Annotated in this window: 12 protein-coding genes; 8 read left to right on the top strand and 4 right to left on the bottom strand. The window is 68.2% G+C overall.

All coding sequences use genetic code 11. The features are described from left to right. Positions 1–27 precede the first annotated feature (27 nt). From cysD to ACLIVD_RS26490, 7 genes are all read left to right on the top strand, one after another. Entirely contained in the window at positions 28–945 is a 918-nt protein-coding gene (gene cysD / locus ACLIVD_RS26520; protein ID WP_065491817.1) for a sulfate adenylyltransferase subunit CysD, read from the top strand. Then, positions 945–2795, top strand: a complete 1851-nt coding sequence (gene cysC, locus ACLIVD_RS26515) for an adenylyl-sulfate kinase (protein ID WP_280783634.1) — start codon at positions 945–947, stop codon at positions 2793–2795. The genes cysD and cysC overlap by 1 nt, the downstream gene beginning before the upstream one ends. After that, entirely contained in the window at positions 2785–3915 is a 1131-nt protein-coding gene (locus ACLIVD_RS26510) for a 3'(2'),5'-bisphosphate nucleotidase CysQ (RefSeq protein WP_317571332.1), read from the top strand. Before cysC ends, ACLIVD_RS26510 begins: the two co-directional genes overlap by 11 nt. Next, positions 3912–4313: a nuclear transport factor 2 family protein gene (locus ACLIVD_RS26505; protein ID WP_005252906.1), complete on the top strand. Its 402-nt coding sequence runs from the start codon at positions 3912–3914 to the stop codon at positions 4311–4313. The genes ACLIVD_RS26510 and ACLIVD_RS26505 overlap by 4 nt, the downstream gene beginning before the upstream one ends. Positions 4314–4320: 7 nt before the next feature. Next, positions 4321–4971, top strand: a complete 651-nt coding sequence (locus ACLIVD_RS26500; protein WP_283335888.1) for a formylglycine-generating enzyme family protein — start codon at positions 4321–4323, stop codon at positions 4969–4971. Positions 4972–5051: 80 nt separating this feature from the next. Next, entirely contained in the window at positions 5052–6044 is a 993-nt protein-coding gene (locus ACLIVD_RS26495) for a phosphotriesterase family protein (RefSeq protein WP_491930878.1), read from the top strand. A gap of 1 nt (position 6045) precedes the next feature. Next, on the top strand, positions 6046–6684 hold the full coding sequence (locus ACLIVD_RS26490) for a TetR/AcrR family transcriptional regulator (protein ID WP_283335891.1): 639 nt from the start codon (positions 6046–6048) through the stop codon (positions 6682–6684). A 7-nt stretch (positions 6685–6691) separates the two neighbouring features. Here the strand turns inward: ACLIVD_RS26490 and ACLIVD_RS26485 are convergent, their stop codons facing one another. Further along, entirely contained in the window at positions 6692–7318 is a 627-nt protein-coding gene (locus ACLIVD_RS26485) for a TetR/AcrR family transcriptional regulator (RefSeq protein WP_283335892.1), read from the bottom strand. Between the two features lie 191 nt (positions 7319–7509). Here ACLIVD_RS26485 and ACLIVD_RS26480 point away from each other — a divergent pair, with 191 nt between their 5' ends. Then, positions 7510–8886, top strand: a complete 1377-nt coding sequence (locus tag ACLIVD_RS26480) for an MFS transporter (RefSeq protein ID WP_280783629.1) — start codon at positions 7510–7512, stop codon at positions 8884–8886. 52 nt (positions 8887–8938) lie between these two features. Here the strand turns inward: ACLIVD_RS26480 and ACLIVD_RS26475 are convergent, their stop codons facing one another. The 3 genes from ACLIVD_RS26475 to ACLIVD_RS26465 form a co-directional block, all read right to left on the bottom strand. Continuing rightward, entirely contained in the window at positions 8939–9922 is a 984-nt protein-coding gene (locus tag ACLIVD_RS26475; protein ID WP_283335893.1) for a quinone oxidoreductase family protein, read from the bottom strand. A gap of 88 nt (positions 9923–10010) precedes the next feature. Beyond that, positions 10011–11024 (bottom strand): NADP-dependent oxidoreductase, encoded by a 1014-nt coding sequence (locus ACLIVD_RS26470; RefSeq protein ID WP_009474199.1) that lies wholly within the window; start codon positions 11022–11024, stop codon positions 10011–10013. A 5-nt stretch (positions 11025–11029) separates the two neighbouring features. After that, the gene (locus ACLIVD_RS26465; RefSeq protein ID WP_283335894.1) at positions 11030–12550 is read right to left on the bottom strand and encodes an AMP-binding protein; all 1521 of its coding nucleotides are present in this window, start codon (positions 12548–12550) and stop codon (positions 11030–11032) included. Between the last annotated feature and the right edge of the window lie 20 nt (positions 12551–12570).

Genomic DNA, 12570 nt, shown 5'->3' with positions numbered 1-12570 from the left:
TAAGGCACTCGCGACGAGGAATCGCCCATGACCGCACCGCCCGTGTACGAGTTGTCCCACCTCGGCGCACTCGAAGCCGAAGCCGTGCACATCTTCCGAGAAGTGGCCGCCACGTTCGAGCGTCCGGTTCTGCTGTTCTCCGGCGGCAAGGACTCGGTGGTCATGCTCCACGTGGCCGCCAAGGCGTTCTGGCCGGCACCTCTCCCGTTCGCCGTCATGCACGTCGACACCGGCCACAACTTCGACGAGGTCATCGAATTCCGCGACCGGACCGTCCAACACCTCGACCTGCGGATGGTGGTGTCCAGCGTGCAGGACGACATCGACGCAGGCCGCGTCAGCGAGGAGACGGGTCCGCGGGCCAGCCGCAACCGGCTCCAGACCACGGCGCTGCTGCGCGGGATCCGGGACAACGGTTTCGACGCCGTCTTCGGCGGCGCCCGCCGCGACGAGGAGAAGGCCCGCGCGAAGGAACGGGTGTTCAGCTTCCGCGACGAGTTCGGGCAGTGGGATCCGCGGGCGCAGCGCCCCGAGTTGTGGAGCCTCTACAACGGCAGGCACCGCAAGGGGGAGCATATCCGGGTGTTCCCGCTGTCGAACTGGACCGAACTCGACATCTGGCAGTACATCAGCGAGGAGAAGATCGAACTGCCGCCCCTGTACTATGCGCACCGCAGGGAGGTCGTGCCGCGCGACGGAATGCTGTTGGCGCACACCCGGTTCCTGACCCTGCTCCCCGGTGACGAGCCGTACGAGGCCCTCGTCCGATTCCGGACCGTCGGCGACGCCACGTGCACGGGCTGCGTCGAATCGTCGGCAACCACCGCCGCGGCCGTGGTCACCGAGGTCGCCGCGAGCAGGCTGACCGAGCGCGGGGCGACCCGGGCCGACGACCGGATCTCCGAGGCCGGCATGGAAGACCGCAAGAAGGAAGGGTACTTCTGATGCCGCAGCTACTCCGGGTCGCGACCGCGGGCAGCGTCGACGACGGCAAGTCCACCCTGATCGGCCGGCTGCTGTACGACTCGAAGGCAATCTTCGAGGATCAGCTCGAGGCGGTCGAACGCACCAGCCGCGAGCGGGGCGACGAGCACGCCGACCTGGCACTGCTCACCGACGGTCTGCGCGCCGAACGCGAGCAGGGCATCACCATCGACGTCGCGCACCGCTACTTCGCCACACCGCACCGCAAGTTCATCATCGCGGACACGCCGGGGCACGAGCAGTACACCCGGAACATGGTGACCGGCGCGTCCACCGCCGACTTGGCCCTGATCCTCGTCGACGCCCGCAAGGGGATTCTCGAGCAGACGCGCCGCCACGCGTTCATCGCCAGCCTCCTCGGAATTCCCCACCTCGTGCTGTGCGTCAACAAGATGGATCTCGTCGGGTGGTCCGAGGACCGGTTCGAGGAGATCAAGGAGGAGTTCCGGCAGTTCGCGATCAAACTCGAGGTCCACGACCTCACGTTCATCCCGGTGTCGGCACTGCGCGGCGACAACATCGCGCAACGCACCGTCAACATGCCGTGGTACGAGGGCGCGTCGCTGCTGCACTACCTCGAGCAGGTCCACGTGGCATCCGACCGCAACCTCATCGACGCGCGGTTTCCGGTGCAGTACGTGGTCCGGCCGCAGCGCCGGACCGATTCCGCGCTGCACGATTTCCGTGGGTACGCGGGCACGGTCGCCAGCGGCGTGTTCAAGCCGGGCGACGAGGTGGTGGTACTGCCGTCCGGATTCACCTCCACCGTCAGCGCCATCTGGGGTCCCGGCGGAACCCGCCTCGACGAGGCGTTCGCACCGTCGGCGGTGTGCGTGCAGCTCGCCGACCAGCTGGACGTGAGCCGCGGAGACGTGCTGTGCCGCCCCAACAACCGTCCGCTCGTCGGGCAGGAACTCGACGCGATGGTCTGCTGGTTCAGCGAACAGTCCTCGCTGACGCCGGACGCGCGGTACACGCTGCTGCACACCACCCGCGCCACCAGGGCGTCCGTCGTGCGGCTCGACTACCGCCTCGACGTGAACACCCTGCACCGCGACGAGTCCGCACAGTCGCTCTCGCTCAACGAGATCGGCCGTATCCAGTTGAGGACGTCGCAGCCGCTGATGTTCGACCCGTACCGCCGCAACCACGTGACGGGCAGTTTCATCCTCGTCGACGAGTCGACCCACAACACCGTCGCCGCCGGCATGATCACCGGGCCGACGCTGTCGCGTTCGAAGGTGGTGTGGCACGCCGCGGCCGTCTCGCGGGACGAGCGGGCGACGCGGGGTCGCACGGTGTGGCTGACGGGACTGTCGGCGTCGGGAAAGTCGACGGTCGCGGTGGAACTCGAGCGACGCCTGGTCGCGGCCGGGGTGCCCGCCTACCGGCTGGACGGCGACAACCTACGTCACGGTCTCAACGCCGACCTCGGTTTCAGTGCCGAGGACCGCGCCGAGAACGTGCGCCGCGTCGGCGCCGTGGCACAACTGCTCGCCGACTCCGGGGTGGTCGCGATCGCGTCGCTGATCAGCCCGTACCGCGCCGACCGGGACCGCGTCCGGGAGCAGCACCGGGCTGCCGGCCTCGACTTCGTCGAGGTGTTCGTCGACACGCCGGTAGAGCAGTGCGAGGCGCGGGACCCGAAGGGCATGTACGCGAAAGCCCGCGCGGGGGAGATCACCGGATTCACCGGGGTCGACGACCCGTACGAGGCCCCGGAGAACGCCGAACTCGTCCTCCGGCCCGGGGACGGCACGCCGACCGAACAAGCCGAGAGAATTATGGAATTGTTGAGACGTGATCACTGACGCACGACTCGCGGCCGACATCGCCTCCGGTGCCGGTGCCCTGCTGCTGGACATCCGCACCGCGGGACTCGGATCGGCGGACGGTCGTGAACTGGGCAGGCGCGGCGACGTCGCCGCCGACGCGTTCATTCTCGGCAAGCTCTCCGCGGAGCGACCCGACGACGCGATCCTCTCCGAGGAGTCGGCCGACGACAGGTCGCGCCTGGAGAGTTCCCGGGTGTGGATCATCGACCCGCTCGACGGTTCCAAGGAGTACGGACTGCCCGGTCACTCGGACTGGGCGGTGCACGTCGCGCTGTGGGAACGCGGGCGGGGGATCACAGCGGCAGCGGTCGCGCAACCGGCGCTGGGCGCGGTGTATGTCAGTGACGACGACAGCCACGCGGTGCATACCGAACAACTCCCGGCACGGCCCCGGATCGTCGTGTCCGCCAGCAGGCCGCCTGCCTTCGTCGACGCCGTCGCGACGGAGATCGGCGCCGAGGTCACCACCATGGGTTCGGCCGGAGCGAAGGCGATGGCCGTGCTCCGCGGAGACGTGGACGCCTACATCCACTCGGGCGGTCAGTGGGAATGGGACTCGGCCGCGCCCGTCGGCGTCGCCGAGGCTGCGGGCCTGCACTGCTCGCGGATCGATGGAACCCCGTTGGACTACAACGAGTCCCACCCCTATCTGCCCGACCTCCTGATCTGCCGGCCGGAGCTGGCTCGGCCGCTGCTCGCCGCGATCGCGACACATGCCACCGACACGGCCGACAGCGGCCGGGTCGCGATGGCCCGGGCCTACATCGATGCACTGGTCAGCCACGACGCCACCAAGGTGCGTCTCGCGGACAACGCCTGGCGGGTGGAGAACGGGCAGCACACGGGCGAATCGGGGGCGTTCATCCGGGACGAACTCGAGAACGGCCTGCAGTATCAGGCCATCCAGGCCGTGCGCGAACTCTCCTTCCACGAGTGGGGCGACAACGTGGTGGCCCGGTTCGTGCTCGACCTCGGGGCCACGCCCACCGAGGTGACGTCCGTCCGGATCACGGAACATTTCGACATCCCGGCCGGGGCGATCCAGTCCGTCATGGCCATCATCGAACCGTCCGCGATCGAAAGGGAGAACCGATGACCCCGGATCAACTGGTCACCCAATTCTGTGCCGAGTGGATCGAGCCCGATCCGGCGAAGATCGCGGAGTATTTCGCGGAAGACGCCGTCTACCACAATATTCCGATGGAACCCGTCATCGGGCGTGACGCGATCCGTGAGTTCGTCGCCGGCTTCATCGCGGCCTTCGGCGGAATCGACTTCCGGGTGCACCGGCAGGTCACCGACGGCGGGCAGAGTCCCAACGCCGAGGAATCGAGCGGCGTGGTGATGAACGAGCGGATCGACGTGTTCACGCTGAACGGCAACGTCGTCGAACTGCCCGTCGTCGGCGTCTTCGAGATCACCGACGGCAAGATCACCACCTGGCGCGACTACTTCGACATGGCGCCGATCCAGGCTGCTGCCGGCGGTGGATAGCGGCCCGATGATCGCCGTCCCGGCCGGGCAGGTCACGCTGTCGGATCGGCGAACCACCCGCAGCTGGAGCGTCGAGCTGAATGCCTTCGAGATCGCCGTCCACCCTGTGACGCAGGGAGAGTACGCCGAGATCACCGGCGAGTGGCCGGGCACGACGCGGGGAACGCGGCTGCCGGTCGACGGAGTGTCGTGGCGGGACGCGATCCTGTTCTGCAACACCCTGTCCGAGCGCGGCGGGCTCGCCGCCGCCTATCGCGTGACCGGCGACGACGTCGTGTGGGACACCACGGCCGACGGGTACCGGCTTCCGGCCGAGGCGGAGTGGGAACGCGCCTGCCGGGCGGGCACCACGGGTCCGCGGTACGGCCCGCTCGACGCGATCGCGTGGTACCGCGGCAACTCCGACGGCCGGTCGCGGGACGTGGGCGGGAAGCACCCGAACGCCTGGGGCCTGCACGACACCCTGGGCAATGTGTGGGAGTGGTGCTGGGATCTGTACGACCCCGAGGTGTACGGCACGTACCGGGTGCTGCGCGGCGGTGGGTGGTTCGACGAGCACTGGAGTTGCCGTGCCTCCGTGCGTCGGCGCAGTCACCCGACCTATCGCATCGACGACGTCGGATTCCGTCTCGCCCGGGGCGTATTCACTCCTGACTAAATGTTGACGTCAGGTTCAAGTTAGCTCTACGCTGAGCTCGGGAGTATGACGACGGTCACACCCGGAGAGGGCGAGTCTGCATGAGCCAGATCAACACGGTCCGCGGACCGATCGACAGCGCCGAACTCGGACGCACCTACATGCACGAGCACGTGTTCGTGCTTACGCCCGACGTGCAGCAGAACTACCCGGACGAGTGGGGGAGCGAGGACGAGCGGGTCGCCGACGCCGTCACCAAACTGCGCGCGCTGGCGGAGCAGGGTGTCCGGACCATCGTCGACCCCACTGTCGTCGGCCTCGGCCGGTACATTCCGCGCATCCAGCGGGTCGCGGAACAGCTACCCGAGCTGAACATCGTTGCGGCAACGGGGCTGTACACCTACGACGACGTGCCGTTCTTCTTCCACTACCGCGGTCCGGCGCTGGATGCGATCGTCGGTGCCGAGGTCCCCGACCCGATGGTGGACATGTTCGTGAAGGACATCGAAGAGGGGATCGGCGACACCGGGGTCCGCGCGGGACTGCTCAAGTGCGCGATCGACCACCAGGGGCCCACGCCCGGTGTCGAGCGGGTGATGCGGGCCGTCGCGAAGGCACATCGGCGCACCGGCGTGCCCATCACCGTGCACACCCACCCCGGTAGTGAGGCCGGAGTGCACGTCAAACGTGTGATGTGCGACGAGGAGGGGGTGCGGCCGGACCGGATCGTGCTCGGGCACAGCGGAGACAGCACCGACATCGAGCATCTGACCAGCCTCGCCGCGGCCGGCTTCGTCCTCGGGATGGACCGGTTCGGGATCAACCTCGAGACGACGTTCGAGGCCCGTGCCGACACGCTCGTCGAGATGTGCCGCCGGGGATTCGCGGGGCAGATGGTCCTGTCGCAGGACGCCTCCTGCTACATCGACTGGATCGACCCCGCCCTGATGTCCGCGCTCCCGCAGTGGCACTACCTGCACATCGAGAACGACGTGCTGCCCTACGTCCGCGAGCGGGGTGTCACCGAGAAGATGATCACCGAGATGCTGGTCGAGGTGCCTCGGCGATACTTCGAGAACGTCGACCCCTACTGACATGTCGCGCCCGCGAATCGCACCCACACCCCCGGTCACGGCCCGGGGCGTCCGCACCCGAGATCGTCTCGTCGCCGCCGCCCGGGTCGTGTTCGAGCGCGAGGGGTACCTCGACGCCCGTCTCGTCGACATCAGCAAGGAGGCCGGACTCTCGACCGGATCGTTCTACACCTACTTCACCAACAAGGAGGAGGCGTTCGCGGCGGTCGTCGAGGTGACGCAGAACGACCTGCTGCATCCGGGCATGGGACGGGTCGCGGACGAAGGCGACGTGCACGCGGTGGTGGAGGCGAGCATCCGCGCCTACCTGCACGCGTGCCGCCGGAATGCGCGACTGCTGGCCCTGCTCGAGCAGGTCGCGCACGTCGACCCCGCATTCCGTGAACTGGAACGCTCACGGGACGAGACGTTCTACCGCCGCAACGCGCGGGCGATCGCCGATCTGCAGGACCGCGGTCTCGCCGACGCGTCGCTCGACCCGATGCTGACGTCGAAGGCGTTGTCCGCCATGGTCGGAAGGATGGCCTACAGCTATTTCGTCGGACCGCCGAGCGAGCGGAGATCGCTCACGTTCGAGCAGTTGACCGCCGGACTCGCGCGGATGTGGACGAACGCGCTGCGCGTCCCCGACCGCATGTGAGGAGCTGTCAGTAGCCGGGTGCGTGGAGGATGCGCAGAACGAGGTCGGCGTTGATGTCGCCCAACTCCTCCGGTGTGAATTCGCCGTCGGGGCTGTACCACCGGCAGATGTCCACCGCGAGCGACATGATCGCCAGAACCGCGACGCGGGGGTCGGGGATCAGGAACACCCCCTGATCGATCCCGTTCTGCACCTCCCGGATTGCCGCCACCCGGATCTGGAGCCGGGTCTCGGCGACCACCTCGCGGTGTTCGGGGTCGAGATGCCTGCTCTCGTACTGGGCGATGCGGGCGCGGCGGAAGTTCCGGGCGTGCATGATGCTGAACTCGCGGACCAGTGCCCGGACACGGTCGATGGGGTCGGTGAACGGCGCCACGGCCTCCAGCACCAGCGCGAGCGCGCGTTCGTTCGACCGGCGGACGAGCTGGAACAGCAGATCCTCCTTGGAGGGGAAGTGCACGTACATCGCGGAGGGGCTCATCCCGGCCATGGTGGAGATGTCCCTCGTACGGGTGGCTTCGAAACCCTTGTCGGAGAACAGTGTCGTCGCCGCCCGGAGCAGGCGTTCCTCGGATGTCGGCGGACCCGGGCTCGGCTCCTCGGTCGCGGACACGTCGTCTCGCAGTTCGGTCATCGGTGGTCCTCTCCGCCGTTTCGAGCTTCGTCCGCACCGGCGGATCCGGCAAGATCAATCCCCTCGAGTGATTGACATCACACAGCTATTCAAACACACTAAGCAAGCGCTCACTGACTTGAAGTTGGCGTCATGTTCTGAAAAGTCTCATTCCCACATCCATACGAAGACCTATCTCGAGGAGTGATCGGATGACTACATCCGCGGTGCAGCCGAGTAAGGACGCAGCCGGCGACACAGCCGTCTCGCGCAAGCGTGCGCATCGGAAACTGCTTGCGGCGGGGCTCGTCGGCAGCTCGATCGAGTGGTACGACTTCTTCCTGTACGGAACCGCTGCGGCACTGGTCTTTCCCCACGTCTTCTTCCCCGACTCGTCGGCGTTGATGGGCACCCTGCTCTCGTTCAGCACGTTCTGGGCGGGTTTCGTCGCACGCCCACTCGGCGGCCTCGTGGCCGGGCACTTCGGCGACAAGTACGGCCGCAAGCCGGCCGTCGTCACCTGCCTGCTGTTCATGGGACTGGCGACGTTCCTCATCGGCTGCCTTCCGGGTGCCGCGACCATCGGCGTCGCGGCCCCGATCCTGCTGGTGGCCCTGCGGTTCGTCCAGGGCCTCGCCTGCGGTGGTCAATGGGGCGGGATCGTCCTGCTGCTGACCGAATCGGCGAGCCCGAAGCGCCGGGGATTCTCCGGGACCTTCGGCCAGATGGGCGTCTCCTTCGGCGTCCTGCTCGGCAACCTCGTGTTCCTCGGCGCCACCGCGGCGATCTCGAACGAGGCGTTCCTCAGCTGGGGCTGGCGGATCCCGTTCTTAGCGAGCGCACTGCTGTTCCCGGTCGTGCTCTACATCCAGACCAAGGTCGAGGACACCCCCGAATTCCGGGACCTGCAGGAGGAGGCGCAGAAGAAGAACAAGACCGTCGTCCGCGCACCGCTGACGGAGGCGATCAAGGAACACTGGCGCAAGATCCTGCTCGGCTGCGGCCTGCTCGCGGCCACCAACTCCCTGTTCTACATCTCCATCGCCGGCGTGCTCAGCTACGGCACCGCGGAACTGGGAATGAAGCGCAACGACCTGCTCGCGATCTCGCTGCTCAGCGCCGGACTCACGGTCGGTGTCGTGCTGTGGTCCGGGCACATGTCCGACAAGATCGGGCGCAGGCCGATGATCCTGATCGGCGCGGCGATGATCATCGTGTGGGCGTTCCCGTACTTCTGGCTGATCAACACCCGGAACCTGCTGCTGTTCTTCATCGCCGTCACGGTCGGCAGCGTCTTCCAGTCCATGACCTACGGGCCGATCGCCGCATACATGGGTGAACTGTTCGCACCCAACGTCCGGTACTCGGCGGCGTCCCTCGCGTACCAGCTGGCGGCGATCACGGTGAGCGGCGGCACTCCGTTCATCATGACCGCGCTGATTGCCAAGACCGGAACCACCACGTTCGTCGCCGTCTTCGTCGCACTGATGGGGCTGGTCACGTTCCTTTGCGCGTGGAAGCTCCGCGAGACCAACACCGCCGAGGTCCGGAACGATCCCACCGCCGTACCCGGCGCCCAGTTCTACTAGCCGGGACTACCGGGCGGCGTGGGGTGGCTGGCATCCAGCCACCCCACAGCCGTCAGTCCGGCACCGTCAGCACGATCCGGCCCTCGCAGTCCCCGGATTCGAGCAGGCGGTGCGCCTCGGCGGCCTGCGCCAGCGGCAGCGTGGTGTGCGGCATGCTCACCGCGCCCGCGGCCACCCACTCGATCGCGCGGCGCGCGGCGGCCTCCGCGGCAGTCGGATCCTGCATCAGCAGTCCGCCGACGTTGAAACCCAGGACGGCGCGGTTGGCGAGCCACAACTCGTTGGCACCGACCTTCACGTCGTCCTCTCCGCTCGCATTGCCCACGGCGAGAAGCCGGCCCAGCGGCGCGAGCACGTCGAGACTCTCGGCGCGCAACCGGCCGCCGACCGGGTCCACGACGATGTCCACCGAATCGATGCCCGCGTCCGACAGGGCGCTGGGAAATCCGTTGCTCGACACCACCAGGTCGTATCCGTACCGCTCGGCCTCCGCCGCACGCCGGGAGGACCGGACCGTGCCCAGCACCTGCGCGGCGCCGAGCCGACGGGCCACCTGTGCGGTGATGCCCGAGAGGGCACCTGCGGCGCCGTGGATCAGCACCTGGCTTCCCGGACCGACATTGCCCACGAGTTCCAGTGACAGCAGCGCCGTGGTCGTGTTCGGGACCACCGCCACCGCCTCGGCGGCATCGAGGCGAGGGTCGACGGAATCCAGCGGGATCGTGATGGCCGCATCGGCCACCGACACTTCGGCATAGCCGCCCGCGGTGGGGCGAGAGAGCGTCACGACGGGCTGGCCGACCCGCAGATGATGCACGCCGGCACCGACTTCCCGCACCGTTCCCGCCACCTCGAGGCCGGGCACGATCGGTGGTGTCCCGCCGAATTCACCACGCCGCATGAGGACGTCCGCCAACCCGACCGCCGCGTGCGACACATCGATACTCACCTGGCCGGGCCCCGGCTCCGGAACGGCGAGGTCGGCCGCCTCGAGGACGTCTACCGCGCCGAAGCGTGAAATGGTGATCGCGCGCATGCCTACCTCGTCATCTCGTCGTCGCACGGGTACGGCCGCCACCGTAGTACGGTGACGGCCGCGGCGAGCCCTCCGGGCGGGTGTGCTGTCAGTGGTCGCCGATCTCCAGCACGAGCTTGCCGGTGTTGGCGCCGTCGAACAGCAGATTGAGTGTGCGGCCGAAGGCCTCGACGCCGCCGGTCTCGACCTGCTCGCGGGTCACGATCTCCCCGGCGCGGATCCACTCCGACATCGCCTCCATGCCCTCGGGGAACCGGTCGAGGTAGTCGAACACGATGAACCCGGTCATCGACGCCCGGTTGACCAGCAGCGACAGGTACCGGGACGGGCCGGGCTGCGGGTCGGTGGCGTTGTATCCGGAGATCGCACCGCACAGCGCGACCCGGGCGTTCTTGCGGAGCCGGGCCAGTGCGGCGTCGAGGATCTCGCCGCCGACGTTGTCGAAATAGATGTCGATTCCGTCCGGGGCCGCGGCGCGCAGCGCCTTCCCGACCGATTCGGATTTGTAGTCGATCGCCGCGTCGAAACCCAGATCCTCGGTCAGCCACGCACACTTCTCCGGGCCGCCGGCGATGCCGATCACGGTGGCGCCCTTCAGCTTGGCGATCTGCCCGGCGATACTCCCGACCGCTCCGGCCGCCCCCGAGATGAGCACGGTGTCGCCCTTCTCCAGCTTGCCGACATCGGTGAGGCCGAAATAGGCGGTCATGCCGGGGAAACCGAGCGCGCCCAGCCACGTCGGTGCCGGGGCGAGCGACTCGTCGACGGCGAGAGCGCCGCGGCCGTCGGAGAGCGCGAACTCCTGCACACCGAACTGCCCGGAGACGAGCTGTCCCTCCGGGAACTTCGCGTTCTTCGACGCCACCACCCGGCCGACGGCGTGGGTGCGCATCACCTCACCGATCGCCACCGGCGGCACGTACGACTTCACGTCGTCGAGCCACCCGCGCATCGCGGGGTCGAGCGACACGTAGTCCACCTTCACGGTGAATTCGCCGTCCGCGGGTTCGGGAATCGGTTCCGATGTGATCTCCCAGGTGGAGTCGTCGGGACGGCCGACCGGGCGCTTCGCCAGTCGGACCTGCCTGTTCACGGATGTCACGGTGTTCACCTTTCGGGTACTTCTGCGGTCAGTGCGTCGTTCTTCAGTGCGGTCCGGTCGATCGACCGCTTGAGGATCTTTCCGGTCGACCCCTTCGGGAGGGAATCGACGATCGCGACGATCCGGGGAATCTTGTATGCGGACAGTCGCTCTCGCGCCCAGCTGGTCAGTTCGCCGCCGTCCAGGCCGGAACCGGGGACGGTGGCCACGACCGCGGCCACCTCCTCGCCGTAGTGATCGTCGGGAACACCCACGACGGCGGCCTCGAGGATGTCGGGGTGTGTGTACAGCACCTCCTCGACTTCGCTCGGGTACACGTTGTAGCCGCCGCGGATGATGAGGTCCTTCACCCGGTCGACGATGCGCAGATCCCCGTCCGCATCGATCTCGCCCAGATCCCCCGTGCGCAGCCAGCCGTCCGAGTCCAGGACGGCTGCGGTGTCGGACGGCCGGTTCCAGTAGCCCTTCATCACGGTCGCCCCCTTCACGAACACCTCACCGACGGTGCCGGGAGGGCAGGCGGTGTCGTCGTGGTCCCGCACCTCGACCTCCAGCCGGGGCACCGCGCGTCCGGTGTAGCCGATCTTGCCGCCGCGGTCGATGTCGTTGAACGTGCCGAACGCGGTGGTCTCGGTGAGCCCGTATCCCTCGAGGATGGTGCACCCGAAGCGGGACTCGAATTCGCGGGCCACTTCGCCCGGCAGCGACGCGCCCCCGGAGATGGCGATGCGGAGCTGCGTGAAGTCCTGCGAGTCGGCGCCGTCCGCGGCGTGGAGCATCGCGTTCCACATCGTCGGCACCCCGGCCATGATCGTGAGCCGGTCGCGTCGCAGGAGGGCGAGCATCGCGGCCGGGTCGAACCTCGCCAGCAGCGACAGCGACCCGCCGCCCGTGAACGTCGCCATCATGACCGAGGCCTGGCCGAAGACGTGGAAAAGGGGAAGCCCGGTGCCCGTCCGGTCGTCGCCGGAACCGCGACTGCATTCGGCGCCGATCTCACCGCCGGACAACAGGTTCCCGACCGTCAGCTCCGCGCCCTTCGGCCGCCCGGTGGTGCCCGACGTGTAGAGGATGGCGGCGGTGTCGTCGCGGCTCCGCTCGACGACGGGAACCGGCTCGGCGTCCGGTGTGGCGGCGTCGGGTGCGAGCGTCCAGGCGGGGATGTCCAACGCCGACGCGGCGTCGCCGATCGCGGGCTCGAGTTCGTGCCACACGATGGCGAGCGCGGCGCCGGCGTCGGCGAGGACGTACTCGGTCTCGGGCCGGGTGGACATCGTGTTCACCGGGACCACGACGCACCCCGCCGCCTGAATTCCCAGATACGCCACCACGAATTCGGGCACGGAGGGTGCGGCCAGGAGGACTCTGCTGCCGGGGGACAGGCCCGCTCGGGTGAGTGCGCCCGCATACCGGGTGCTCGCGTCGCGCAACTGTCCGTAGGTCAGGGTGCTGTCCGCGCCCCGTAGTGCGATGTTGCCGGGAGTGGCGTCCGCGTGGCGGGACACCGGATCGATCACATTTGCCATGTCGTCAACCTCCGACGCGG

This window comes from Rhodococcus sp. G6(2025) (assembly GCF_058628105.1).
The sequence above is the reverse complement of the archived record's forward strand: the minus strand, read 5'-3'. Positions and strand labels throughout refer to the sequence as shown.